Annotated in this window: 21 protein-coding genes; 6 read left to right on the forward strand and 15 right to left on the reverse strand. The window is 58.0% G+C overall.

All coding sequences use genetic code 11. The features are described 5' to 3' along the window. Positions 1–157: 157 nt before the first annotated feature. On the reverse strand, positions 158–1,456 hold the full coding sequence (nhaD, locus tag ACAW74_RS05675) for a sodium:proton antiporter NhaD (protein WP_370698024.1): 1,299 nt from the start codon (positions 1,454–1,456) through the stop codon (positions 158–160). Between the two features lie 162 nt (positions 1,457–1,618). On the opposite strand from nhaD, the gene ACAW74_RS05680 reads away from it, so the two are divergent. Together ACAW74_RS05680 and ACAW74_RS05685 are read left to right on the forward strand one after the other, a co-directional pair. Beyond that, on the forward strand, positions 1,619–1,885 hold the full coding sequence (locus ACAW74_RS05680; RefSeq protein WP_370698025.1) for a hypothetical protein: 267 nt from the start codon (positions 1,619–1,621) through the stop codon (positions 1,883–1,885). Positions 1,886–2,001: 116 nt separating this feature from the next. Then, positions 2,002–3,192, forward strand: coding sequence for a DUF748 domain-containing protein (locus ACAW74_RS05685; protein ID WP_370697240.1), 1,191 nt, complete (start codon positions 2,002–2,004; stop codon positions 3,190–3,192). 8 nt (positions 3,193–3,200) lie between these two features. Here ACAW74_RS05685 and ACAW74_RS05690 read toward each other — a convergent pair whose 3' ends face one another. The 4 genes from ACAW74_RS05690 to ACAW74_RS05705 all read right to left on the reverse strand — a co-directional run bounded on the left by ACAW74_RS05690 (position 3,201) and on the right by ACAW74_RS05705 (position 5,697). Beyond that, on the reverse strand, positions 3,201–3,656 hold the full coding sequence (locus ACAW74_RS05690; protein ID WP_370697241.1) for a hypothetical protein: 456 nt from the start codon (positions 3,654–3,656) through the stop codon (positions 3,201–3,203). After that, positions 3,653–4,450 carry a hypothetical protein gene (locus tag ACAW74_RS05695; protein WP_370697242.1) on the reverse strand — a complete coding sequence of 266 codons (798 nt, stop codon included), beginning with the start codon at positions 4,448–4,450 and terminating at the stop codon, positions 3,653–3,655. Before ACAW74_RS05695 ends, ACAW74_RS05690 begins: the two co-directional genes overlap by 4 nt. A 92-nt stretch (positions 4,451–4,542) precedes the next feature. Further along, positions 4,543–5,061: a hypothetical protein gene (locus tag ACAW74_RS05700; RefSeq protein ID WP_370697243.1), complete on the reverse strand. Its 519-nt coding sequence runs from the start codon at positions 5,059–5,061 to the stop codon at positions 4,543–4,545. A 111-nt stretch (positions 5,062–5,172) separates the two neighbouring features. Continuing rightward, positions 5,173–5,697 carry a hypothetical protein gene (locus tag ACAW74_RS05705; RefSeq protein ID WP_370697244.1) on the reverse strand — a complete coding sequence of 175 codons (525 nt, stop codon included), beginning with the start codon at positions 5,695–5,697 and terminating at the stop codon, positions 5,173–5,175. Between the two features lie 303 nt (positions 5,698–6,000). On the opposite strand from ACAW74_RS05705, the gene ACAW74_RS05710 reads away from it, so the two are divergent. Further along, the gene (locus tag ACAW74_RS05710) at positions 6,001–8,832 is read left to right on the forward strand and encodes a hypothetical protein (protein ID WP_370697245.1); all 2,832 of its coding nucleotides are present in this window, start codon (positions 6,001–6,003) and stop codon (positions 8,830–8,832) included. A gap of 98 nt (positions 8,833–8,930) precedes the next feature. On the opposite strand, the gene ACAW74_RS05715 is transcribed toward ACAW74_RS05710, so the two are convergent. Then, a complete protein-coding gene (locus ACAW74_RS05715; protein WP_370697246.1) occupies positions 8,931–10,112 on the reverse strand; it encodes a cation:proton antiporter in 1,182 nt (393 codons plus the stop codon). Positions 10,113–10,273: 161 nt separating this feature from the next. On the opposite strand from ACAW74_RS05715, the gene ACAW74_RS05720 reads away from it, so the two are divergent. From ACAW74_RS05720 to ACAW74_RS05730, 3 genes are read left to right on the forward strand one after another with little or no spacing between them, the layout of a single operon-like run. Then, the gene (locus ACAW74_RS05720) at positions 10,274–11,290 is read left to right on the forward strand and encodes a dipeptide epimerase (protein ID WP_370697247.1); all 1,017 of its coding nucleotides are present in this window, start codon (positions 10,274–10,276) and stop codon (positions 11,288–11,290) included. Further along, positions 11,287–12,372 (forward strand): aminotransferase class I/II-fold pyridoxal phosphate-dependent enzyme, encoded by a 1,086-nt coding sequence (locus ACAW74_RS05725; protein ID WP_370697248.1) that lies wholly within the window; start codon positions 11,287–11,289, stop codon positions 12,370–12,372. Before ACAW74_RS05720 ends, ACAW74_RS05725 begins: the two co-directional genes overlap by 4 nt. Positions 12,373–12,394: 22 nt before the next feature. Beyond that, positions 12,395–13,699, forward strand: a complete 1,305-nt coding sequence (locus ACAW74_RS05730) for a serine hydrolase (RefSeq protein WP_370697249.1) — start codon at positions 12,395–12,397, stop codon at positions 13,697–13,699. On the opposite strand, the gene ACAW74_RS05735 is transcribed toward ACAW74_RS05730, so the two are convergent. The 9 genes from ACAW74_RS05735 to ACAW74_RS05775 form a co-directional block, all read right to left on the reverse strand. After that, on the reverse strand, positions 13,683–15,341 hold the full coding sequence (locus ACAW74_RS05735; RefSeq protein ID WP_370697250.1) for a flavin monoamine oxidase family protein: 1,659 nt from the start codon (positions 15,339–15,341) through the stop codon (positions 13,683–13,685). The two genes, ACAW74_RS05730 and ACAW74_RS05735, sit on opposite strands and share 17 nt — an antisense overlap. 18 nt (positions 15,342–15,359) lie before the next feature. Then, complete coding sequence (locus ACAW74_RS05740) at positions 15,360–16,958, reverse strand: polyamine aminopropyltransferase (protein ID WP_370697251.1); 1,599 nt, start codon at positions 16,956–16,958, stop codon at positions 15,360–15,362. Next, positions 16,951–17,166 (reverse strand): DUF350 domain-containing protein, encoded by a 216-nt coding sequence (locus ACAW74_RS05745; protein WP_015334208.1) that lies wholly within the window; start codon positions 17,164–17,166, stop codon positions 16,951–16,953. The genes ACAW74_RS05740 and ACAW74_RS05745 overlap by 8 nt, the downstream gene beginning before the upstream one ends. A gap of 11 nt (positions 17,167–17,177) precedes the next feature. After that, positions 17,178–17,366, reverse strand: coding sequence for a hypothetical protein (locus ACAW74_RS05750; protein WP_370697252.1), 189 nt, complete (start codon positions 17,364–17,366; stop codon positions 17,178–17,180). Beyond that, entirely contained in the window at positions 17,359–18,711 is a 1,353-nt protein-coding gene (locus ACAW74_RS05755) for a DUF4178 domain-containing protein (protein WP_370697253.1), read from the reverse strand. The genes ACAW74_RS05750 and ACAW74_RS05755 overlap by 8 nt, the downstream gene beginning before the upstream one ends. Beyond that, on the reverse strand, positions 18,708–19,061 hold the full coding sequence (locus tag ACAW74_RS05760) for an S-adenosylmethionine decarboxylase family protein (protein WP_370697254.1): 354 nt from the start codon (positions 19,059–19,061) through the stop codon (positions 18,708–18,710). The genes ACAW74_RS05755 and ACAW74_RS05760 overlap by 4 nt, the downstream gene beginning before the upstream one ends. Positions 19,062–19,077: 16 nt before the next feature. Then, positions 19,078–22,584, reverse strand: coding sequence for a carboxypeptidase regulatory-like domain-containing protein (locus ACAW74_RS05765; RefSeq protein ID WP_370697255.1), 3,507 nt, complete (start codon positions 22,582–22,584; stop codon positions 19,078–19,080). A 42-nt stretch (positions 22,585–22,626) separates the two neighbouring features. Continuing rightward, positions 22,627–23,466 carry a sugar phosphate isomerase/epimerase family protein gene (locus ACAW74_RS05770; RefSeq protein WP_370697256.1) on the reverse strand — a complete coding sequence of 280 codons (840 nt, stop codon included), beginning with the start codon at positions 23,464–23,466 and terminating at the stop codon, positions 22,627–22,629. A 135-nt stretch (positions 23,467–23,601) separates the two neighbouring features. Then, positions 23,602–24,042 carry a c-type cytochrome gene (locus ACAW74_RS05775; protein ID WP_370697257.1) on the reverse strand — a complete coding sequence of 147 codons (441 nt, stop codon included), beginning with the start codon at positions 24,040–24,042 and terminating at the stop codon, positions 23,602–23,604. Between the last annotated feature and the right edge of the window lie 8 nt (positions 24,043–24,050).

Consider the following 24,050-nt stretch of genomic DNA (forward strand, 5'->3'; position numbering starts at 1 on the left):
GCTTGGGGCACACTTACCCCGTCAATAGTATTTATACGTTAGTATATTTTTATATAATTTATCCCTGTCACATAGTCATTATATACTATGGTATCAGATTAAGATCATAGTAGCATATATTCCCTAGTGAGCGTTGACCGGCTGGCGAGCAGGTTGATTAGCCAAGCCATGTAACCATTGCCAGGTACGTTCCGGCACCAGCCAGGTAGCCAAGTAGGGCCAGCCAGCTAATCTTGCGCAGGTACCAGCCAAATTCGAGCTTTTCCATGCCCATTACGGCCACACCCGCCGCCGAGCCGATGAGCAGAATACTGCCGCCCGTACCAGCGCAGTAGGCCAGAAACTCCCATAGCTTGTTGTCGGTTGGGTACGTTTGCAGGTCATACATGCCCATCGCCGCCGCTACGATGGGTACGTTGTCGACCACCGCCGACGCCAGCCCGATCAACACCACAATCAGGTCGATGTTACCCACGGTCTGGTTGAGCCAGTCGGCCATGGCGCGCAGGCTACCTACGCTTTCCAGCGCCCCCACCGCCAACAGAATCCCCAGGAAGAACAAGACACTGGGCGTATCAATGTTTTGCAGGGCGTAGGCGGGCGTGAGGGGTTCGCGCTCGGCCTCGTCTTTGTCTTTGTGAATGAGTTCCGACGCCACCCAGATCGCCCCCAGCACCAGCATCATACCCATGTAGGGCGGCAGGCCCGTTACGGTCTTGAAAATGGGGACGAACAGCATCCCGCCCAACCCGATCGACAGCATGAGGCGGCGGTCGCGGCGGGCCACCTTCGTTACGTAAGGCCGGCTGACGCCCTCCTCGTCGGCCGACGGCACAAAGACGGTCGTGGTGGCGGGGTAACGGTACATCAGGATCAGCAGCGGTACCAGCATCGCCACCAAACTCGGCAGCAACAACGTCTGGATCACATTAAGCGTGGTTATGTGCCCGCCGATCCAGAGCATGGTGGTGGTCACGTCGCCGATGGGTGACCAGGCGCCGCCCGCGTTGGCCGATACAATGACCATCCCGGCCATAATGCGCCGCTGATCGGGGTCGCGTACCAGTTTGCGCAGCACCGACACCATCACGATCGAGGTCGTCAGGTTATCGAGCAGGGCCGACAGGAAAAAACTGAGCAGGCTCACGATCGCGAGCAGCGTGCGCGTGCTGCGGCTGGCAATGCGATCGGTGATGAGCGTGAAGCCATCGTGCGCGTCGATCAGCTCAACGATGGTCATGGCGCCCAACAGAAAGAACAGGATTTCGGCGATGCCCACCAGATGATGCCCCAACTCCTCACTCACACCGTGACCGGCCGGGTACCCGCCCAACGCGTAGATCGTCCAGCACAGCACACCCGTGATCAGGGCCGTAGCCGTTTTGTTCAGATGAATGACGTCTTCGAGCGTAATCAGCAGATAACCCAGTAGAAAAGCGATCAGTAGCACAGGCAGATTGAGTGGTATGTGTTGAGAATGGACAGTTGGGCAGGCAACGCACAGCCCCGATGGAATGTTGGCCCGTGGTTCCGTGTTTACGGTCTGAGGCTTCGTTCATCATCCTTACTTCTTAATCCGCAATTGATTCTCGTTGTTCCCTGGCTGTGGGTAAATGGCATGACCATCTGGCCGTTTGTATTGGTACGACGACCCAACCCGTCGGCTCAATTGCTCAATCACGAGCGTATTCACCTGCGTCAGCAGCTGGAATTGGGCATTCTGCCGTTCTATCTCTGGTACTTCGCCGAATACGGCTACTGGCGGCTGCGGGGCAAGGGGCACTACGCCGCTTACCGCGCCATTTGCTTTGAACGCGAGGCATTTGCCCACGACTCCAACCTGACCTATCTCAACAAAAGGCCATTCTGGGCGTTTATAAAGTAGTTTAACGTTTGAGGTCTATGGTTTGACGTTGGCTGACGCATCAACACTCCAGCGTCAACCAACGTCAAACCATAGACCTCAAACGTTAAACTGCCTTACAAAAACTGCTCAGCGTTTTGAAACGATCCGTTAAGATTCTTATCGCCTTTGTGGTGGTGTTAGTCGTGGCCCGGCTGCTACTACCCTATTTCGTGCTCAGGTACGTTAACAAAACCCTGGCCGATCTGGGCGACTACACCGGACACGTCGAAGACATCGACATTGCGTTGCTACGAGGGGCCTACCAGATCAACAACCTGGTGATTCGGAAGGTCAACGGCAAGGTCAAAGAGCCGTTCGTTTCTATTCCCAAGAGCGACTTGTCGGTCGAGTGGCGGGCGATTTTCAAAGGGCGGCTCGTGGGTGAGGTGGAATGCTACAAGCCCGAGCTCAACTTTGCCTTCAGCGAAAACGAGGCCACCAGCCAGACTGGCGAAGGCGCCGACTGGACGAAGGTGGTGAAAGACCTGCTGCCCATTCAGGTTAACCGCTTTGCCCTGTTTGATGGCCGGATCGACCTGAAAAACCTCGTCACCAACCCCGGCTCCGACTTATCGCTCCAGCAGGTAAATGGTGAGCTGAGAAACATTCGGAACGTCGACGAAAAACCCGGCAGCCTGCCCTCGCCGGTCTGGCTCACAGGCGACGTACCTGGCTACGGCGGCACGATGAAATTCAACGCCAACACGTACCTGCTAAAAGACGTACCTGACTTCAACTACGATCTGCAGTTTAATGACCTGCAGCTGATAAAGCTCAACGAGTTGGCCCGTCATTATGCCAACATCGACTTCGAAGGGGGCACAATGAGCGTGTTTTCTGAGATGGCCATGAACGACAAGAAGCTCAATGGGTATCTGAAGCCGCTCACGAAAGACATGAAGATTTTCCGGCTGAAGGAGCCGGGTGAAAAGCGCACCATCGGCCGGTTTTTCACCGAGCTACTGGCCGAAGGAGGGTCTGAGGTGCTGGAAAATCAGCGGCGCAATCAGGTGGCGACACGGGTACCACTCACGGGCACCGTCGACAACATCGAAACGCACGTATGGCCCACCATTTTCGGCGTGTTGCGCAATGCCTACGTGTCGGCCTTCGAGAAAAAATTCGATAACGACATCACCTTCACCGACGCCTTTAAGTCTTTTAAGGAAAGCGTAAAAGAAAAACGAGCAGATCGTAAGGCCGAACGCAAACAGAAACGAGCCGAGCGCAAAGCCGAACGGCAGAAGAAGCGGGCCGAACGCAAGGCAGCTAAGGATAAAAAGTAGCCGCAGCGTTATTGCGCCGTGAGCAAAAAAGTAAGCGTGGTGGTATAAGCACCGCCGGGCCGAAGAATCTCCTGCCCCCCCGCCAGTTTGTATTCGATGGTCACGGGTACGTTGAACGCGGGCAGTAGCGTCCAGAACGACGCCAGCGTCTGGTAGGCGGTGTTCAGGGTAACCCCGCCCGTGGCGCCCGACAGGTTGGTAACCCGCAGCCGCACCTGCGAGACAGGAATGCTGTACATGCCGCTGTTAAGGTTGCCCGCCGCTTTGACCTGTAAGGAATACACCGTCAGGCCCGACAGGCTCATCTGAAGCGTATTGTGCGATAGGGTAACCCCGTTGGCGTAATCAGATGTGTTGGTGACGTTGAGGGTCGGATTGCCCATTACCCGAAAACTCAACACCTGCGCGTTGGCGGTCAATGTCAGCAACAGCGTACCCAGCAACAGCCATACCCGCCCACTCATTGCATCTCGGTTTCCAGTTCGGCCACTTGCAAGGGCACGTCGGGGCCGCTGTCGATGATGGTAATGACCAGATACCGGCCGGCGGGCAGTTTAGCCGGCAGAGCGGCACGTACCCAGATGCGTTCACCGGGCATCGAATTAACCGTGATCGGCTCCAGTTTTACTTCTTCGGCGGTTTTCAGGTTGGTCAGCTCCACACGCATCTGGCTTTCCAGTTGCAGACTACCCGTGTTGTTCACCCGTACCCGCACCAGCCGATCGGCGTTCGTTTTGGCAAACGCTACGGTGTCGATGGCGATCATTTTCTGGGTTACGTTGCGCGGCGTATGGTACAGGTGCACCCCCAGCTGCACTTTGAAGATGAAGCCCGATTTCACGCCCTGCGCTTCGGCAATTTCGCGTTCGTTGATCTGCGACAACATCAGCATACCATTGTGCAATTGCGCAGGCAGCGGCTTATCGGGGTTGAGCGACACCAGCATGGTTTGTTCACCACCGGGCAGCAACTCAACGGTTTCGGGCTGCACGTTCAGGTAAGGGCAGCACGAGTTGGGCAATTTGCCTGCGGCAAAAAACTGCTTTTCGCCCAGCGAGTCCCGGCGCCAGTCGGCGCAACTCGCCCGAATCACCATCCGCACCTTGGTCGGGTTCGTTAGCTTGATGCGCATGGGCGTCAGCTTCCCGTTCTGTTCGTCGAAATAGAGCTTGGGCGGTTCAACCTGAAAGCCCGACTGAGCCTTTAGCTGACCAGCCAGCAGACAAAGCAGCAGGCAAAATGTAGAGGCGTACTTCATGGGGCAGTGTCGATGTTTATCAATCAGTTGATGATCATCCGTCAAAGAGTATTCCAACCCCAACTGATTCACGCCCGGCAGCCCGCTATTTTTTAATTGGCTACGGCCGTAAACGTCAGCGTGGTGGTGTAGGCCCCGGCCGGTTTGAGGAAATCCTGATTGCCCGCGCTCGTCGAATAGTTCATGTTAACCTGCCGACTGATCGACGCCGGTACACCCGTGGCCAGAGACTGATCGGTGGTGCTGAGCGCGACGCTGGGATTAGCCGCCGACTGCCCCGTGTAGTTGGCCTGAGCCGCTACGTTACTCACCGGAATGGTGTTGGCACCGCTCGTCAGGGTGGCAGTGGTGGTTCGTACTTTCAGGTCGTAGGCGCGGTTGCAGGTAACCGAAATCTGGTTCGGTACCGACGACGACACGCCGTTTTTATAATCGGTAGGTGTGGCGAAGTTCAGTGTTACGGTAGCCGTGTTGACCGTCAGTTGCAGCACGTCGGCCAGGTTGACGGTCATGGTGGCGTTCCCCGACGACTGAGCCAGTACAGGCCCGATGCTGAGACCGCCCGCCAGTAGAAAGATCATGACGGCGCGGAGCAGGATGGTGGATTTCATCGGTTGGATAAAGCGTAATGCGGTGGGATCGGAATGATTCAGGTTGATGAAAAACCCTCCCGGCCATGAGGCCTTTGGCCAAGGAGGGGGTACGCAGTGAGTGGTGAGAGTTTATTTAGCTGATACCGTGAAGGTTAGCGTAGTCGTGTAGGTAGAGGCCGGCACCAGGAATGCTTCGTTCTTAGCCGCCGTGGCATACTGCATTGTGATGGGTTTCGACATCGACGGCGGTACGTCTGAAGCCAGCACCTGATCGGTCGTCGACAGACCCGATACCAGTTTGGCCGAACCGATGCCCTGCCCTACCGGCTGCGCCGAAATGTTGCTGACGGGGATTTTGTTCGTTCCGTCGGTCAGGTCACCTGCCGTTTTCACGCTCAGTTCGTACGGGCGGTTCGACGTAACCATCAATTGGTTGTTTACCGTCGCGCTAACGCCTTTATTAAAATCTTCGGGTGTTGCAAAAACGAGATCCACTGTTTTTGTATTTACAGTCAGTTGCAAAACGTCTTTTACCGTGATGTTCATCGTCGACGTTCCGGTCGTTTGTGCTTGTGCCGATACGGCTGAAAAACCGACAAAAGTAATGGCCAGTATAGCGGCGGTGCGGAGGGTGGTGAACAGTGAAGATTGCATGAGGAACTAGGTGTTTATTGTTAAAATCTGCTTGTTTGCACATTAAGATCATGCCCCCTTCATATGGTCACACGGCAATTTATTTTTGTTGTAAAAAAAGAGGATTACAAATAGTTAAATATTTGACTATCAGCATAAATTTATTTTTAAAATAGTACCTTAAGGTTTGACACAACATAAAAATCGTGCTCTAGCCTGTGACGATGGCTACTTAATTCTGTCAGTATTACTCAAATACGATAAAACTATCATTTGTTTGATTGATCCAGGTTTTATCCGCTGACAGTAGTGTTATCCGGCGACATGAAAAAACTAGTATTTTCTCTGCTCATTCTCTTTTTTTGGCAAGCGGCCGCGGCATTTAGCAATAAGTATGCCGGTATTATTGGCGTTGCGCAACAACAGGTAGATGGCACGCCCGGAGAAACGTTTTCGAACATCATTACACTCACAAATCCTACCGATCAGAGCAGCGATTTGCGGCTGACTTTAACCGCACCGAAGGCGTTTCGGTTGCTGACTCAGTTGCCCACCAAGCTGACGCTGGGCGCGCACTCGACGCGGCAGGTAGTGCTTAAGTTTATGATCGAACGTACCTGGGCGGGCGAGGCCGGTACGGTGCGCATCGAATCGTCGCAGGCCAACGTCACGGAGTCGTCGGTGAGTCAGTTTATGGTGCTGCCCAATCGCAATGCACCGTCGGTTTTGTCGTTCACACTGCTCGACGATGCCCCGCTGCTGGCTCCCGGTCAGGATACTTTGTTTGTACCGGTCCGGTTCTCCAATCAGGGGCCGCGCACCCGCGTCGTACGCATTCGGCTGTACTCACTGCCCGACGGCTTTCGGTTGCCACGCCCGTTTCTGGAAGCCAAACTGACCAACAACCGCGATTCGACCCTTTACATTCCCTGCCTGACGACCGGCGCACTCACCCGCGACCGGCGCTACGACCTGACGATTGAAGTGCAGGACGGCGAAAAACCGGATGGTTCGGGTCCGTTTCTGGGTAGCATCATTTGTCGACCGGTGTTGCTGGCATCGGCCAAGCGCTTTACCGATCGGGATCTGCTGGGCGAGTCGCCGTTTGGGGTGGCCGTGGGTGTGGGTAAACTCGGGCGGGCGGGGTTGGTCAACGAGCTACGTACCTGGGGGCAGCAGGCCGTGGGCAAGGGTCGGCTCGATTTCAAACTGTATTACCTCAATTACGCTCAGCTGAATTACCACGAACTGCGCGACACCTACGTGCACTACCAGCAGAACGACTTCGAGCTGCACGTTGGTAACCTTTACGATATGCACGAACTGTCGCTGATTGGCGTGGGCGTCCGGGCGGCAGGTACGTTCAGCAACGGGACGCGGGTCGAAGGTTGGGCCCTCCGCAATCAGTCGAACTGGCTGGCGGGCCTTGTGCCGTTTAGTGGCAACAGCGCGGCGCAGTTTCAGGCTACGCAGCCGCTCGCCGATCAGACCTACTCGATGCGGGTGTCAGGTACGTTGCCGCTGCCGGGCGAGGCGCGCTACGAACTGAGCAGCAGCTACTACCAGCAACGGCGGCTCGAACGGGCGGGATTGTTGCACTACGCGGCGGCCCAATGGCGGCTCAACGCCCAGTCGACGCTGAAGTTGCGCGTGGGTAACAGCTACGAGTATTCGCCCACCCAACCCAGCCGCCAACAGCTCACAGGCTGGGCGGCGGGTGGTTCATTCAACCACCTGACCAAATCGATCGACCTGTATGCGTCGGCCTACATCAGCAGCCCGGTCTATGGCGGTATTCAGCGGGGCGCCACGCTGCTCGAACACAGTCTGACCTGGAAAAAATGGCGCTACACCCGGCTGGCCTACCGCTATAGCCAAATCAAGTATAACCAACTGGTGCTGAGCACACCCAGCGAACTAACGAGCCGGCAGTATGGCAACACGGTGGCCGATTTGTATTGGGCGCAGCAGATTGGCCGGCTGACGACCGTGTTGCGGCCTTATGTCTGGATTCAGGATCAGGCCCTGCCGAGCGGCGTTAATCAGCAGGCCAATTCGTACCGGCTGATGGCCTCGCTGCGCTACGAAACCCGCCTGGGTGCGCGGCTCGAAGCGGGTGTCGACGCGGGCCGGTTCGATCTGGTAACGCCGCCGACCAACGCCTTTCGGGTACCGTCGATGCGGTATTTCGGCTCGGTGGGCTACGGCAACCTGACCCTGACGGCGCTGTATCAGCAGGGCCCGTTCCTAATCAACGATTATCAGACAGGGCAGGGCAATCCGGCCAATTTTCGGCAGCTGTCGGTAGGTCCGACGGCGCACGTCAGCCTGCTCGACGGGCGGCTGCGGGCCAACCTCGGCGCCGGCCTCACCTACAACAGCACGAGCAACTCCTGGAATGGCCTGCTCTACAACTCCATTCATTTTCAGGCCAACCCGACGTTGCGGTTTAACCTGGACATCAACACCTTATCATACGGACAGTTGTTGACAGACCTGTCGGCAGTGCCGGGGCAGGACACCCAGTTGCGGCTCGAAGTCGCCAAGACGTTCCGGCGGTTACCGGGGCAGTCGGCGCGGACGATGCGGCTGCGTTTTTTCGAAGACGAAAACAACAATCAGCGGAAAGATGGCAACGAGCAATATCTGCCCGATTTGGTGGTCAACGTAAACGAAACGACGCTACTGACCGACCGCAAAGGGCAGGTGCTCTGCAAAGACATTCCACGGGGCACCTACACCATCCGGGCAGTCAGCAAGCTGAGCACAGGCGAGCCGGTCTGGTTTCAGGACACCGTGCAGGTAGTGAACTCGGTGGAACTCGAACTGGGTATCCGTAAAACCTGGCGCACGGCGGGTCAACTGCGCTGCCAACGCGCCCGTTACGACAACCAACCCTGCGATCTGGAACAGTACCGCGTTGAAACGACCGGCGCCGCGGGCGAACTCTACCGCACCTACGCCGACGCCGACGGCCGGTTTACGCTGTACCTGCCCGTGGGTACGTATCAGCTGTCGGTGATTCCGGTGCAGACGCCCGCCAACCGCAAGCAGATCACGTACAACGTAGAAACGGGCGGTCAGCAAAAGCAACTCGATATCGACCTAGCCCCCAACAGCCGCCCCGTGCAGTATAAGCGGTTCACGAAGAATTGAGTTTGGCGTTTAATGTCTAACGTTTGATGTTTAAGGTTGGCGCGGTAACCAGTAGGAGCCAACGGAGCGCGCAAACGTCAAACCTTAAACGTCAAACATCAAACACCTTCCCCTTCCGGCTTGTAGCGGATAGTACCGATGGTCATGGCGACGGACGTGATGATGACGACGAGCGCCAGAATGCCTTCCCGGAAGCCCGTCAGCTTTAGCGAGGCGGGGATGTTCAGGTAAAGCAGGATGGTGATGAGTCCGCGCGGGGCAATCCAGTTGAGGGGCCGGAAATTACCCACATAAAGCAACCGCAGCAGCCCGCCCCGCACCGCCAGAATAACGATGACGAACAACGCGCCGACGATGAGCGCGTCGGTATCGACGAGCGCCGCCAGATTGGTGGAATAGCCGAACAGCAGAAAGAAAAACGTGCGGATGATGAAGGCCCCCTCGGCCGTCAGGTTTTTGAGCTGCTCCAGTTCGCGCTCAAACAAATCGCTCTTGAAGACTTCGGCCAGCCGACCGCGAATAAAGAGTTCGGTATTGTTCAGAAACAGCCCGAAAATCAGCACCAGCACCAGCGACGACAACTCGTAGATATCGGCAATGGCGTAGACCAGCAGCAGCACCGAAATAATGGGCAGAAACTTGACCGGGTGGTTGATCCGACCAATCAGGTAAAGCAGGGCAAAGCAGCAGATAATCGAAATAAAGCCCATCACCAGAATGTCGCGCACAAACCCAAACGTTGCCGATAGCACCGACTGATCACTGACAATCAGAAAGTTATACAGCATAATGCTAATGATGGCAGCAAACGACGTTTCGTAAACCATGAACTCCCGCTGCCCGTCGGACAACACACGGGTAGCCTGCCCCACGATGGAGCTACTGATGATGCTGAAGGGTAGGGCGTTGATGAGGCATTTGTAAAACGATTCGTCGAGCAGCACGAAGAGCATCGACGCGAGCAGCAACGTCGTAATCACGATGGAGAGCAGGGCCGTCAGCCCCGTGCGCCGGACGAGGCTAAACCGCTGGGGCTCAAGATTCAGATCGAGGCCACCTTCCAGCACCACCAGAATCAGCGCCAACGTACCCAGCGTGGAGATGGCCTCAGGTACGTAGGGGATGGTCAGGTTGAGGGAGTTGGTCAGCAGCCGCAGCAGCGCCCCCATCGGCAATAGCAGCAGTACGGGCGGCGTCCGAAACCGGCGGCTCAGCAAGTCGAACGCGTAGGAGATCAGTACGGCGGTGCTAAGGGCAATGATGAAGTAGGAAGTAGCCAAAGTAAACTAGTTTGCCGTTTGCGGTTTAACGTGTAAAGTTGGCTGGCGTACGCGTACTGCTGACGCCGCACGGATGCCTCAATAGGCAACCTGAAACCTTAAACGATAAACCGCAAACTTCTTTTTGCTACCAAGTTAGGCGTGTTTGGTAATTTGAGCGCATGGAACTGATTTTACACCGCTTCGAGCTGCGGCTTCGCCATACGTTTACCATTGCCCACGACAGCCGCGACGTGCAGCAGACGCTTATTGTGGAGCTGCGCGACGGTCCGCTGCGTGGCTTCGGCGAGGCGACGGCCAACCCCTATTACGGCATCACCATCGACCGGATGATGACCGACCTCGGTCAGGTACGTTCCCTGATCGAAACCACCGACTGGACCACTGCCGAAGCGCTTTGGGAACAGGTACACGACGGCCTGAAAACCAATCCGTTTGCCCAATGTGCCCTCGACGAAGCCGCGCATGACCTGGTAGCCAAGCGGGCCGGGCTGCCGCTCCTCAAACAGTGGGGCCTCGACGACACCGCGCCCCGCCCGCTGACCAACTACACCATCGGCCTCGACACGCCCGAGGTGATGGCAGCCAAGCTCCGCGAACTGCCCTGGCCAGTGTATAAGATTAAGCTGGGGCGGCCGGAAACCGACATGGCCACGCTGCGACTCCTTCGCCAGCAGACCGACAGTGTATTTCGAATCGACGCCAACTGCGGCTGGACTGCCGACCAAACGATGGCGTTTATGCCCGAACTGATCGACCTGGGCGTCGAGTTTATCGAGCAGCCACTCCCTGCCTCGGATTGGGATGGAATGGCGCGGCTGCGGGCCGACAGCCCCTTGCCCATCATTGCCGACGAAAGCTGCATCGTGGAAACCGACGTGGCTCGCTGCGCCGATTTTTTCCACGGCATCAACGTCAAGCTGACTAAATGCGGGGGCCTCACGCCCGCCCGGCGGATGATAGCCGAAGCCCGGCAGCGCGGCCTGCGCGTGATGGTCGGCTGCATGACTGAATCGAGCGTGGGGATTTCGGCCATTGCGCACCTGCTTCCCCTGCTGGATTACGTCGACATGGACGGTACGTTATTGATCACCAACGATCCGGCCACGGGCGTTACGTTCGACTATGGCCGGGTTATCTACGCTACCGACAACGGCACCGGCGCCGCTCTCCGATGAACCAACCCTTCACTATCGACCAACAGCCCAACCGCACCATCGTGCACCACCGCGATGGCGGACCGGGGCGAACGTACCTGTTCTTCTCAGGTACGTCGTATCTGGGCATTGCGCAACACCCACAGATGCAGGCCTTACTGGCCGAGGGTGTGGCGCGCTACGGCCTGCATTTTGGGTCATCGCGCAACGGCAACCTGCAATTGTCGATTTACGACGAAGCCGAGCAAAAACTGGCCCTGTGGACCGGGGCGGCGGCCGCCCTCACTACCTCGTCGGGCATGGTGGCGGGGCAGGTGGTCGTCGACTGGTTATCCAGCCATCTCACCCCCGATACGCTCGTGCTGCAAACGGAAGGCACACACCCGGCCCTCTGGCATCCGCTGATTAAGCCACAAACCATACCGTTCACGCCGGAAGGTTTACTGCCAGCCCTCGACCCCGCCGACCACCGTCCGCTCTGCATTCTGACCAACTCGGTCGATGCGCTTCGGGGCGATTATTATGATTTTAGCTGGGTGAGTAACATCCGGCACCGGCGGGTGATACTCGTTGTCGACGATTCGCACGGCATCGGTGTGCTACACGGGCGGCGGGGTATTTACCCGGAATTGGCGGCACTGGTAGAAAAGAACCTACCCAACGTCACGTTCGTCGTGACGGCATCACTGGCGAAGGCGATGGGCCTGCCGGGGGGTGTGGTGCTGGGGCCGTCGCTTCTGATCGAACGTTTACGCCGGACGGCCTATTTCGGGGCCTGTTCGCCCATGCCCCCTGCCTATGCCTACGCGTTCGTGCACGCAGGTACGTTGTACAAAGACGCACGAAAACGACTTGATGACAACGTGGCACTGGCTGAAAAACGGCTGATGCCAACGGGCCTGTTTACCCACGGCGCGGGTTATCCTGTTTTCTACACCGACCACGACGAGCTGTACGCGAAACTACTCAAACAGGGCATTTTTATTTATTCGTTTGCCTACCCCACCCCCGCCGACAAAACCAATACCCGCATCGTTATCTGCGCGTACCATGAACCCGACGACATTGAAAAACTGGCCGAGGCGATTCAGCACGTATTGTAGGGCCGCAACCCTTTTCGGCTATATGGCGTCAGCAACGGCGCTGGCCCAATCGCCCAATCAGGGCAAGACGGACAAGCTGCTGGTCGATTTGCTGGCGAGTCGGCCCGAGCAGTTCAGCGCGGTGCTGGCCCATCCCGAGCGGCACGACGTGCAGATTATCTACACGCAGATCGACCGTGACGCGCAGAATCGACCGTCGTTTCGCACGTTTCAGTACCGGGTCGACAAAGACCGCTATTTCTACCCGGCCAGTACGGTTAAACTCCCGGCGGTGCTCATGGCGCTGGAAAAGCTAAACAAGCTGGGTATCCCGCGCGACGCGCCGATGATCACCGACTCGGCTTACAGCGGGCAAAAGCGGGCGTGGCGCGACACCACCGCCCGCAACGGCAAGCCGTCGGTGGCGCAGTATGCCCGAAAGATTCTGCTCGTCAGCGACAACGACGCCTACAACCGACTCTACGAATTGCTAGGCCAATGTGGCTTCAACGACGATCTACGCGCCAAAGGTTACCTCGGCCACCGCTTCACGCACCGGCTATCACTGCCCCTAACGCCCGACCAGAACGCGCACACCAACCCGGTTACGTTTCTGACGAATCAAAGCACGTCGCCCGTTGTCAAGATCAGCGATATCAGTCAGCTCACGAAAACGCTGGACACCACGCTGGCGCGGCTAATGACCTCGCTGCCCGCTCAATTCTGCGATCACACACCCGCACCCGCCGGGCGCATTTTGCGCGGGACCGGCTATATGGCCGGTGGCTCGTTCTATGCGGGCGATTCGCTGGTGAAACAGCCGTTCGACTTTACGGGCCGCAACTGCTTTCCGCTGGAGGAACAGCAGGCGATCCTGAGGGCAGTGCTCTTTCCTGAAGCCGTACCGGCCAACCAGCGCTTTCAGCTGGCGCCCGACGACTACCGGTTTGTGTACCAGTACATGTCGCAATTGCCGCGCGAAACACGCTGGCCCAACTATCAGGCCGACCCAAAGCTGTATGATAGTTACTGCAAATTTCTAATGGTCGGCGATCGGAAAACGCCTCTACCCGGTTCGATTCGGATTTTTAATAAAGTGGGCGATGCCTACGGCTACCTGCTCGACAACGCCTACATCGTCGATTTCGACAAAGGCATCGAGTTTATGGTCACGGCCATGATTTCGTGCAACAGCGATGGCATTTTCAACGACGACAAGTACGACTACGACACCGTCGGTTTCCCGTTCATGGGCAATCTCGGCCGGCTCATCTACGACTATGAAATCGCTCGTAAAAAGCTCCGTAAACCCGATTTAAGCCGGTTCAAGCTCACATATGGCGAGTAGATAGCACATCGCTGGCCGCACGAATGCCCTGATGGAAGGCCTCTTCAAAAACAGATACGCCGCTGAGGTCTGAGTGGGCCAGATAGATGCTATCCGCAACGGGTTGGCTCAGTTGCGCGCGAACATGGCCCCAGATGTAGCCGGGCGTGGGCGACACCATGCCGTGGCCCCACACCCAGAAGTCGGCCTGTTGCACCTGCGCGCGCAGGCCGGGGTGAGCGGTTTCCAGTTCGTCCAGCACTTGCGACAACCATACTTCGCGGGGCGTTTCGTAAGCCATTCGCCGGGCCACGGCCGGGTCGCTGTGGCAGAGGGGTCGGTAGCAGGTCAGTACCCGTTGTGGGTCGTTGGTCAGGTGCTGATGGTTCGCCACGATATACCCCACCGACTCGGTGCCATACAGCACGTTGTCCCAGCATAGCGGTGCACCCTTTGCCTGCGCCAAGTCGTTGACCGTCAGATTCGCCACCAGCCAGGGTGCATAGTGGATCGCCGAAGCCAGCTTGGCCCGGTCGGGGTCGAGTGGGGTCAGGAGCCGCGCGGCCACAAACTGCGGGATGGCCAGAATAACCCGCCGGGCCAGCACGCGGGCCGTCGTGTGCCGGTGAGTGTCGTATACCAGCGCTTCGATGCCTGTCTGGGTACGTTGTAGCGCATAAACGAGCGCGTTCGACCGGATAGGCGCTGCACCCTGCTGACGTAACTGGTCTACCAGGAAGCCATTGCCTTCGGGCCAGGTGAGCACGGCTGAACTATCCGCGTTGGCGGCTTGCCCCCGCCGGGCCGCGAAGTAATGCAGCCCCGCCCAGGCCGAGGTCTGTTCGGGCAGGCTGCCATAATCATCTTTACAACAATAGGCCAGGTACCAGCGCAGGTACGTCGACGTGTAGCCCTGCTGATCCAGGTACGTTGCCAGCGAAATCGCGTCGAGCTGCCGATAGGCTGGGTCAGCCGAGGAGCGGTCAAGCGGAATGGCGAAGGCGGGTTTTCCGTCGTTGCCGACGGCCTTTTTCAGCTGGTCGATCAAAGCAAAAAAACGAGCAATCTGCCCTTTATCAGCCTCGGTGATACCTTCGTGCGGCACCAATCCTTCCTGCCAGCGCCCGTGCAGGAACAGGCGTTCTTCGGGGTCGTGGCAGAGCGCGTAGTCGTCGTAGACGGGTAGCCCCCGGTCAAAGCCGGTGATGAGGCGGCTCTCGGTTAGGAAATCGATCAGCTCGCGGTCGGTGGGATCGGCAATGGGCAGGTAATGCGCCCCCCAGGGATAGGCCGAGCTTGTGTTTTGACCATGCGCCGCGTTACCACCTACCTCATCTTCCAGTTCGAGCAGCAGTACATCGCGCACGCCCTGTTTGTGCAGCCACCGCCGCGCCGATAATCCCGCTACGCCGCCGCCTATGATGAGCACGTCCGTTTGGCTGGTTTGGGTTGGTGCGGGAAACGCTAGGCCATCGCGAAACCGATGCCCCGCCGCCTGATTGGGACCCAGTAATTGCCCCGGAATGGCGGCGTCGGAACCGCTTAGCTGCTCAAAAAACGAGGCGCTGGCCGGCTTCCCGCCCGACTGGCAACCCACTGCGCCGGTTGCCAGCGCGGCAGCGCCGAGGGTGGTTTGGGCGATAAACTTACGGCGTGTCGGCATTGAACGGTGCGCAGTGAGCTACTGCCATTTACCCCAGTCTTCTTCAAAATAGCGCACCAGCACCTGATTGTTGAGCCGGTTCACGTCGGTGGGCAGTTCGGCCATATCGGGCGGGAAATTACCCATTTCGCCGAGCGTCTGCGCGTTTACGTAGCGCAGACCAGCGGGCAACGTACCTGTCGCGCGGGCAAACGGGTCGCCAGGTACGTTGCCCGCCGAAGGATAGGCCAGCACATAGCCCCATTCGCCAAACGACGGTACGTAGGCGTGGTAAGGCTGCGTCTGAAACCCCACCGCCTGTAGCGTGTGAACAATGCACCAGAACGACCGCCGCCCCATAAACGGCGACGTCGACTGCACCACCATCCGACCGCCGGGCCGGAGCAGGCGGGGTAATTCGCGATAAAAGGCCGTGCTGTACAGTTTGCCCACGCTGTAATTCGACGGGTCGGGGAAGTCCATCACGATCAGGTCGTAACGGGTGGTATCGGTACGTACCCAGTTGTAGGCGTCGTCATTCCAGACGCGAACCTTGGCGTGATTCAGCGCATTGGCGTTGAGGGTCGTCAGGAGGGTGTTTTGCCGGAACAGCCGCGTCATGGCGGGGTCGAGGTCGACCAGATCGATCTGGCGCAGGTGAGGGTAGCGCAGCAGTTCGCGCACGGCCAGGCCATCGCCGCCACCCAGCACCAGCACGCGGCTCGCCTGCGGCAGTTGCCGCATGGCGGGGTGAACGAGCGCTTCGTGATAGCGGTACTCATCAACCGAACTGAATTGCAGGTTGCCGTTCAGATACAGCCGCATTTCGTGCGCATTGCGGGTCAGTACCAGTCGTTGGTAAGGCGTATTCTTACTGAAAATGACCGTGTCGCGGAAAGTCGCCGTTTCGGCAAAGGTTACGATGCGGTCGGCACCGATAAACGCCGCCAGCAACGCCAGCACGGACAGCGCCACGGCCCACCCCATCGACCGGCGGTAGGGACGCGTCTCGGCAAACTGAGCCAGCAGGTAGCCCGCCACGCCCACGTTGAGCAGCCCAAACAGTACCGACGACCGTACCAGCCCCAGATACGGCACCAACACCAGCGGGAAGATGAGCGACGCCAGCAGCGCTCCGATATAATCGAAGGTAAACACTTTGGAAACCAGCTCTTTAAACGACAACTGATCTTCCAGAATACGCATCAGCAGCGGAATTTCCAGCCCGACCAAGATGCCCGTGAGGCCAACGAGACTGTAGAGCATGAGCCGGAACGAGGCGACATATTCAAACAACACAAAGAGCAGCGGCGCGCTGAATCCGCCCACCAATCCCACCAGCAATTCGACGCGAATGAACCAGCGCAGCAGGTTGCCCTCTACAAATTTCGACAGCCACGAGCCGATGCCCATCGAGAACAGATAGACACCGATGATGGTCGAAAACTGCGTGACCGAGTCGCCCAGCAGGTAGCTTGCCAACGTACCCGCAATGAGCTCGTATATGAGCCCGCAAGTGGCAATGACAAACACCGCCAGCAGCAACAGCCACTGCCGCGGCGGAGCCAGCCGCCCCCGGCTCCCGGGTAGGTACGTCCCGCGTTCATTCACGCCACTTGGCGGTGCCGGATCAACCATGCGATGCGAAACCGATGATGATCGCTACGGCCAGCATGAACCCGGCGGCCATGATTGCCAGGGCCATATTCTGCTCATCGACAATCTTTTTCCAGAGGTTTTCGGGCGCAATCTTTTCGATCACCACAAAGGCAATCACCAGAATGATGATGCCCAGCAGCGAGTACACCACCGAGGCAACAAGGGCTTTCAGGTTCAGGTAATCCATGAGACGATTGGTTATTTATGGTAAAACGATGTGCGGCCCCGGTATCCACGCCGCACCGATGATGACGACGTCTCTTCTTTGTCGTCGCCCAGCAGGCGGGTGCCAGATAGCTCGGCCCAGGCAAAGACACCCAGCCCAAACAGGATAAAAAACGGGTACAGGCCGTATTGCCGATACAGGGTTTTCAGGCGGTTAATCATCCGAAGCGTTGGGGTTATAGTCGCTTTGTGCCCAGCGGTCGCGTTCAAACCAGCGGCCACGCGCAAACAGGTATAGGGGATAGAGGCTGCTCAGCAGTAGCCAGACAAGCACATTGGAAAACGGCGCCGGGCCCGCCGTGACATGCACATCCAGCGACAGATTGGCCTCGTCGGTATAAGGCTTGATAGTCAGAAAATAGCGCCCGCTCGGAATGCGCGACAGCGAGGCGTCGTCGGCTTTGTCGCCCTCGCTCCAGCTCTCGCCCCCATCGACGCCCTGATAATACTCCACGGCTTTGGTGAACGAATAGGTCCGCCCCGTTTTCTCATTGACCATATCGGCTTCAAACTCAGCCCAGTGGTTGTTGAGGTCGGTTACGTACTCTACACCCACGTGCGCGGGACCGTTGACCTGAAACGAGTTGGTACGAACCGTTGGGCGGCCCTCCGTCGTGGCAGTGTCCTTCGCCACTGAAAAATGTTGCGTCAGCACCTGTGCCGGATGCGGGTTGATCATCGCCAGGAACAGATGCAGCGCCAACGCCCCGACGGCGCCCAGCGCCCACACCCGGATCGTTGGGAGCCAGCGTTCGTCGGTCGGATTGGGCTGAATAGCCCCGACGCCGTAATGCGGGCGCAGCGTTTTTGCGTCCAGGTCGAAGCCTTTTTCCAGTTCTTCCGGCTCCACATACCGGGCTTCGTACCAGTCGACGTTCTCGCCAACCGTTTCGGCAATGAGCATCGTTGGCGGCTGAATGTATTCGTAAACAGTCATCTGCTCTTCGTCGAGCAGGTTGTAGTCGAACTCGCCCACCGCCCCGACCAGCTCAATCTGGTATTTATTATAAAGCGTATACCTTCGGTTATCGGTTCGGTCGTGTACGTAGGCCCCGGTATGAGCAGTGTGTTTGCCAAACTCGAATAGCGCGTAGTTGCTCGTATACGCGACAAGGGTATGGGCGGTTGGCTCGCTCCACATCCAATGCTCGTTGTATTCCGACAGGGTGCGGTACGAACCATCATTGAGCAGCAGGTAATACTCGCGCCAGTCGTAGCGGGTGCCGGCTTCGCGCTTGATTACGCACCCAACCATACGTACCCATTGCCCAAACAAATACCCCTCGGAGCCAAGCGCGATGGCCGGTTGGCCACCTATCGGAGCGAACTGCCGCAGAATCTGGGGCGGGTCGTCGTTTTCGTACTTGAAATAGGTGTGGCAGTTAGGGCAACCGTAGTAGTAACTGCCCGTTACGTCGTAATAAGTGATGGTTGTCTGGCAGCGGGGGCAGTCGAGCGTGGCCGACGGTTGCGGCGTGGTAGCAGGCTCGCGTTCGGAATCGGTCATCGCCGGATCTGGTGTTTGGTTTGCTCGGTACCCTCAAACTGCCGCAGCGTCTCGGCGTAGAACGTCTCTACCTTGGCGGCATTATCGCGCCGGAAGTTAGACAAAAACACGTCGAACGTAGCCAGCCCGAATTCGGGCCACGTATGAATCGAGACGTGCGATTCGGTCAGGCATACTACCGCCGTGAAGCCGCCTTCGGGAAAAGCGTGGTACGTTTCGCCCACCTTCGTCAGGCCCAGCGTCGCAATCAGGCCATCGAAGGTAGTGCGGCAGGCCGCCACGTCGACAAGCCGGGCAACGGGTGCCGAAAACGTAGCCAGTAGGTGCAGACCGGGCTGATACGGAGTCATGTCTTTTTACAACTTGCTAGGGACGAACGGGTAGCTCCCACGTAGCGGAAATGGGCGCTCCCTCACTGGTTATTCCCTGTATGACCAACCGGAGCCGCCTGGTAGTGTCATTCAGTTGAAAAAGCAGCCTGGCCTGACCGTCGGCGTCGTTCTGTCCTAATGGTTGCCAATATACTACGTCCCGCCTGTCCTTCAGCGTCTCAGATGCTGTCGGTTCGTAACGGGGCGTGTAAAATTCGCGGGACGTGGCAAAACCGGGTACCAGCGCCGAAACACCGCTGCGGATCGTGGGGACGCCGCTGCTGCCTTTAGTCAGATAGATAGCAATAATGCCCCCTGCCGCCCGCGCGCCATACATGGCAGCACTGCTGTGTTTCAGCAACTCAATACGGCTAACCTGCAGCGGATTAATTTCCGCCAGTACATGCTCATCCACATACACGCCGTCGACGATGTACAGAGGTGTGTTATCACCAAAACTACCAATACCGTTCAGGCGAATCTGACCGCCAATGAGTTGCATTCCGGGCACCCGTTTGATCAAATCGAACAGCGTGAGTGCCGACGCAGCCGTGTTTCTGTCTACAACCAGTACACCATCGGCCATTCCGTGCAGGCTGCTACGTTGCACGTCCAAAGGGCGCTCCGACGGGCGTTTATTCGCCCTGACGATTACCTCGGCCAACTGACGGGCGGTCGAATCCCGGTAGAGGGCGGGCCATGCCGCCTGGCGCGTTTCGGCTTCGTTCAGCCAGGGGCGCAGGGCCGCCCAGTTAGGTACTGACGCTTTTGGAGCAGCGAACGGAAGGCCGGGGGCATCGAAGGTTAGCCGCGTTTCAGACGGATCGGCGCCCGGCACACTGCCTTTAACCTGAATCGTGTCCTGATTCAGTAACCCCTTAAGTTGAAAACGCCCTTTGTCATCCGTCGTCCGGCTTTGCATTAGTTTCTGGCCGTCCTGTTCCAGCTCCAGTAGCACGGCGGCATTCGCGATGGGTTTTCCTCGTCCATCCCGAACGTGTCCCCCCAAGGCCCAGCCGGTCAACGAACCGGCCCCGACCGGCGCCGGTAACCGTCGCCACCCCTGAGTAAGCAGCAGGTTATCCAGATCCTGTCGATGGGCGTTTTGCAAATAATAAGTGGGCGATTCGACCACCCCGCGAAGGCCGGCCGTTAGCAACAGGTACGTTCGCATATCGACCTGCGCCGTGTCGGCAGGCAATTGGTCGGCATCCGTTACAGCCGCTGACCAGGAACCCAATACCGGGTACCCGTTTTCATCCCGAAACTGCACCCCAACAGCGACCTGTTCTCTGGCGGTATACTGCGGTTTGGATAAACTGATCCGCAACGACGTACCTGCCACGCGCTCGGGCACGAATACCAGCCGTTCGGCGCGAGGCTGGCTGGCGGCGTCCCACAGCGTCAGCCGACAAACGCCCGGAGGGAGCGAAGCCGCCGACAGCGAGAAGGTAGCGGCACCATTCGTCAGTGTCCATTTCTGATTGTACACGAACTGCTCCCGACTTTGCAGCGTGATATAAACCGGCTGTTGGGTATAACGACCGGTAGCGCGCACCGTCACGGTCAGGCGACTGCTGTCTGACACAGCATCCACGGCCAGCGCCCAGCCTTCCGGTTCAACGGCTGGTAAGGCCACCGACTGACTAGCCTTGCCCGCCGATGCATCAACAATCGCTACGTACCGCTGCCCTGCTTTGGGCGTCATGCTCACTTGCCCTATGCCCAGCCAGTTGGTTGTAAATTGAGCTACGTCCGCGCCGCGTTGGTCGATGATACGGCCACGTAGGGCACGGCCATAGCCATCGGGGCCAACCGCCTTAATGCCCACGCGTCCCGCTACGTCGGCCAGCCAACGGCCGCCTTCTGGCAAAAACTGCACATCAACAACGGCAGCGGAGGGGGCTACAACGCTCGCGTTGGTGAAAGAAGCGACCTCGTCAGCGGCCAGCACATGCGCGCCGGACTGCCTGACGTTGTAGACGGGAAACGAACACTCAAACGCAGGGCCATTGGCTTCCTGATCTAGCGCGGTATAGGCTCGCAGGTGGTACGTACCTGGGGAGAGGGTATCGGCGAGTCGAACGTTCGCAGCGGCCCGGCCGTCCAATAGACGTACCCACTGATGCTGTACCGCCCGGCCGGTAGGCGCAATCAATTCTACCTGCAGGGCCGTTCCGCTGCGACCGGCCACAGGCAACTGACGGGCGGGATCCAGCACATAAGCACTCAACCAAAGCTGATCGCCTGCACAGTACAGCGTCTTGTCGGTATGGATATACACAAGAGGAGGCGTTCGCTCGGCCTGACGAAGGCGCATGGCGACAAGCGAGTCTACACCGGCGTCGGCCCGGCCGGGGCGGCCAGCGACCACATCACTCGCCGTTATTACCTCTGCACCGGGCAGCGTCCAGTCGGTCGGCAGCAGAGTGGCCAGTCGGTCATTACCCAGGTAGCCTCGCACATCCAGGCCGTTCCCCTGCGTAATGCCACCGTCGACCGTCAGGTCCACGAAGCCTTTTGGTAGCAGTAGGAGCGAGTAGGCGTAGGGCAGGTCGCGGTATGGCGAGTTAGCGGCATAGACCCGATTGTAGTAAACCTCCAGCGGCTGATCGGATTGCAGCCGACGCTCGAAAGGCAGATCGGCCGACTTGAACAGCCCCTGAGCCCTCTCCTTTCCGATATATTGACGATCACCGATACCCACAATGGGCATCGACTGATCGCTGGCGTTGCTGGCAAGCGGTGCCCGGTAGACCACGTACCCAGCCTGCTCATGTGTACCGGCCAGCAAATTCACCAGCAAGTGTTGCAGCGAGCCCTGGTAGACTTTCAACCGGTTGGCTTGCCAAACAGCTTTCTGCTGAGTCGAAGTGGAGGGCAGTTCTTCGAAACGGGCAGTACCGGCAAACTGCATTTTCCCCTGATAAAGGTCGAAGAACAGCAGGTTGTAATGCAGTTGATAACCCAGCGCGCCATTTTCAATGACCAGTGGTTCGCTCGCCTGCGCACGCAGATGTCCTTTTTCTTCCTGAAATGACAGGACATTCGGGTTGAGGATACGGCACTGTCGGGCCTGTGGCCGATTGCCCAGCAGCTCGCGGCTGAACGTACGGAATTGCCGTGACCAGGCCGAGCTATGTCGGGCCGTGACGGTGACCGCTGCCAGTGCCTGATCGGTCGGCTCCAGCCGGAGATCGATTGTTCGTGGTTGTACATCGACCAGGCGAAGCGGCTGACGGACAACCTTGTAGCCCAGTACTGACCCGACGAGCTCATGACTTCCCAGCGGTACGTGGGTCAATTGATAGCGGCCGTGCTCATCTGCCGCGGTACCCCGTGAGCTGTTGTTAATGTAAACCGTCGCAAAGGGAAGCGGCTCGCCTGTTTTAGCGTCGAGCACACGGCCTGTCACGGTTGCCGTTGAGTGCTGAGCAATGGCAAAGCCTAAACTGCCATATAGCCAGCCCACTAACCACAGTGCGGCGCGTTGTGCGTTCATCGCATTCAGCTTAAATCACGCTTGATGGAGTTACTAAAGGGGCTATTTCAGTCCGCGCAGGAAGGCGATGCTACGGGGCATCTGTTCCATCGAACGCGACGATTCATCTTCGATGAAAAAATGCTTTACCCCCGCCCGTTTGGCAGCCTCCATAAACTGAGCGATGCCAATATCGCCATCGCCGAGGGCCACGTTCGTTTCCACGTCGGCATGGCCGGTGGCGGTCAGGGGCGTACCCGGCTTGCGGTCTTTCAGGTGCGCGAGCGGGAAGCGTTTACGGTATTTTTTGAGCAGTTCGAGCGGATCCTGCCCTGGTGCTTTAATCCAGTACACATCCATCTCGAAGTTCACGAAGCGCGGATTCAGATTGGTGGCGAGGTAGTCGAAGTAATTCCCGCTGAAGCCCGGCACGGGGCCAAATTCATACCCGTGCGTGTGGTAGCAGAATTTGATGTTCTGATCGGCCAGCAGCCGCCCGGCGGTGTTGAACACGTCGATGGCGCGGTCGGCGTCGCTCTGCGAAAAGATATCTTCGGTATGCGGAATCCAGGCGCAAACCACATAACTGGCTCCCAGCGCTTTAGCCTGCTCGATCACCTTGGGTACGTCGCTTTCCAACGCCTCGAAATCGGCACCCATGCTCACGGCTTTAAGGCCATTTTTGTCCAATTCCTGCCGAAACGCGGCGTCGCTCATGCCGTACGTACCGGCGACTTCGACCTCCCGAAACCCCATCTGCTTCACGATGGCCATCGTGCCGGGTACGTCCTTGCTGAATTGATCCCGGAAACTATAGAGTTCAAGGCCAACCGGGGCGGGTTGTTGCGCCAGCGCAGGCAGCGTCAGCACCACAGCCAACATAATTAGGAGAGATGGTTTCATAGGGAGTTTAGGGGGGTGTTAATGTACAATGCATAATGTACGATGCACAATGGCTGGCGACAGAATAAACAGCTGATCGTCAGCCATTGTACAGTATTCATTGTTCATCGTACACCGTACATTATCAATTTTGCATTACTTCTTCCCCCGCTGCGCCTGCACCTCGTCGGACGTGATAGCCGGGGCTTTGTTACCGAAGTTACTACGAATGTAGGTCAAGACGTCAGCGATTTGTCCGTCGGTCAGGAAATCGTGCGAAGGCATCACATTGTCGTAGGGTTCGCCCTCGATTTCCACGTTTTGCAGCCCGTTGAGCAACACACCGATCAGGCGCGTTTTGTCGCCATTCACCCAGTCGGTGCCGCGCAGGGGCGGATTCAGGCCGGGCACGCCGCTGCCGTTGGCCTGATGGCAGGACAGGCAATTCTGTTTATAGATCAGCTCACCGGGTTGGGCGGCTGCCACCGACTGACTGACGGGGCGTGTCGACACGGGTTTGGTGGCTTTCACGGGCTTTTTGACCTGGGCAAAACTGGTCGTTGCTGACAGCATCAGTAGCCATACGAGTTGCTTCATGGGACAGG

Source organism: Fibrella musci (assembly GCF_041321105.1).
Lineage (GTDB): Bacteria > Bacteroidota > Bacteroidia > Cytophagales > Spirosomataceae > Fibrella > Fibrella musci.

What these genes read in the sequence shown, in the direction of transcription:
- ACAW74_RS05740 (WP_370697251.1), bottom strand. Translation starts at nt 16,958, where the DNA reads ATGGTTGATCCGGCACCGCCAAGTGGCGTGAATGAACGCGGGACGTAC.
- ACAW74_RS05690 (WP_370697241.1), bottom strand. Translation starts at nt 3,656, where the DNA reads ATGAGTGGGCGGGTATGGCTGTTGCTGGGTACGCTGTTGCTGACATTG.
- ACAW74_RS05680 (WP_370698025.1), top strand. Translation starts at nt 1,619, where the DNA reads ATGACCATCTGGCCGTTTGTATTGGTACGACGACCCAACCCGTCGGCT.
- ACAW74_RS05760 (WP_370697254.1), bottom strand. Translation starts at nt 19,061, where the DNA reads ATGACTCCGTATCAGCCCGGTCTGCACCTACTGGCTACGTTTTCGGCA.
- ACAW74_RS05705 (WP_370697244.1), bottom strand. Translation starts at nt 5,697, where the DNA reads ATGCAATCTTCACTGTTCACCACCCTCCGCACCGCCGCTATACTGGCC.
- ACAW74_RS05720 (WP_370697247.1), top strand. Translation starts at nt 10,274, where the DNA reads ATGGAACTGATTTTACACCGCTTCGAGCTGCGGCTTCGCCATACGTTT.
- ACAW74_RS05730 (WP_370697249.1), top strand. Translation starts at nt 12,395, where the DNA reads ATGGCGTCAGCAACGGCGCTGGCCCAATCGCCCAATCAGGGCAAGACG.
- ACAW74_RS05745 (WP_015334208.1), bottom strand. Translation starts at nt 17,166, where the DNA reads ATGGATTACCTGAACCTGAAAGCCCTTGTTGCCTCGGTGGTGTACTCG.
- ACAW74_RS05765 (WP_370697255.1), bottom strand. Translation starts at nt 22,584, where the DNA reads ATGAACGCACAACGCGCCGCACTGTGGTTAGTGGGCTGGCTATATGGC.
- ACAW74_RS05775 (WP_370697257.1), bottom strand. Translation starts at nt 24,042, where the DNA reads ATGAAGCAACTCGTATGGCTACTGATGCTGTCAGCAACGACCAGTTTT.
- ACAW74_RS05700 (WP_370697243.1), bottom strand. Translation starts at nt 5,061, where the DNA reads ATGAAATCCACCATCCTGCTCCGCGCCGTCATGATCTTTCTACTGGCG.
- ACAW74_RS05710 (WP_370697245.1), top strand. Translation starts at nt 6,001, where the DNA reads ATGAAAAAACTAGTATTTTCTCTGCTCATTCTCTTTTTTTGGCAAGCG.
- ACAW74_RS05695 (WP_370697242.1), bottom strand. Translation starts at nt 4,450, where the DNA reads ATGAAGTACGCCTCTACATTTTGCCTGCTGCTTTGTCTGCTGGCTGGT.
- ACAW74_RS05755 (WP_370697253.1), bottom strand. Translation starts at nt 18,711, where the DNA reads ATGACCGATTCCGAACGCGAGCCTGCTACCACGCCGCAACCGTCGGCC.
- ACAW74_RS05735 (WP_370697250.1), bottom strand. Translation starts at nt 15,341, where the DNA reads ATGCCGACACGCCGTAAGTTTATCGCCCAAACCACCCTCGGCGCTGCC.
- ACAW74_RS05725 (WP_370697248.1), top strand. Translation starts at nt 11,287, where the DNA reads ATGAACCAACCCTTCACTATCGACCAACAGCCCAACCGCACCATCGTG.
- ACAW74_RS05750 (WP_370697252.1), bottom strand. Translation starts at nt 17,366, where the DNA reads ATGATTAACCGCCTGAAAACCCTGTATCGGCAATACGGCCTGTACCCG.
- ACAW74_RS05770 (WP_370697256.1), bottom strand. Translation starts at nt 23,466, where the DNA reads ATGAAACCATCTCTCCTAATTATGTTGGCTGTGGTGCTGACGCTGCCT.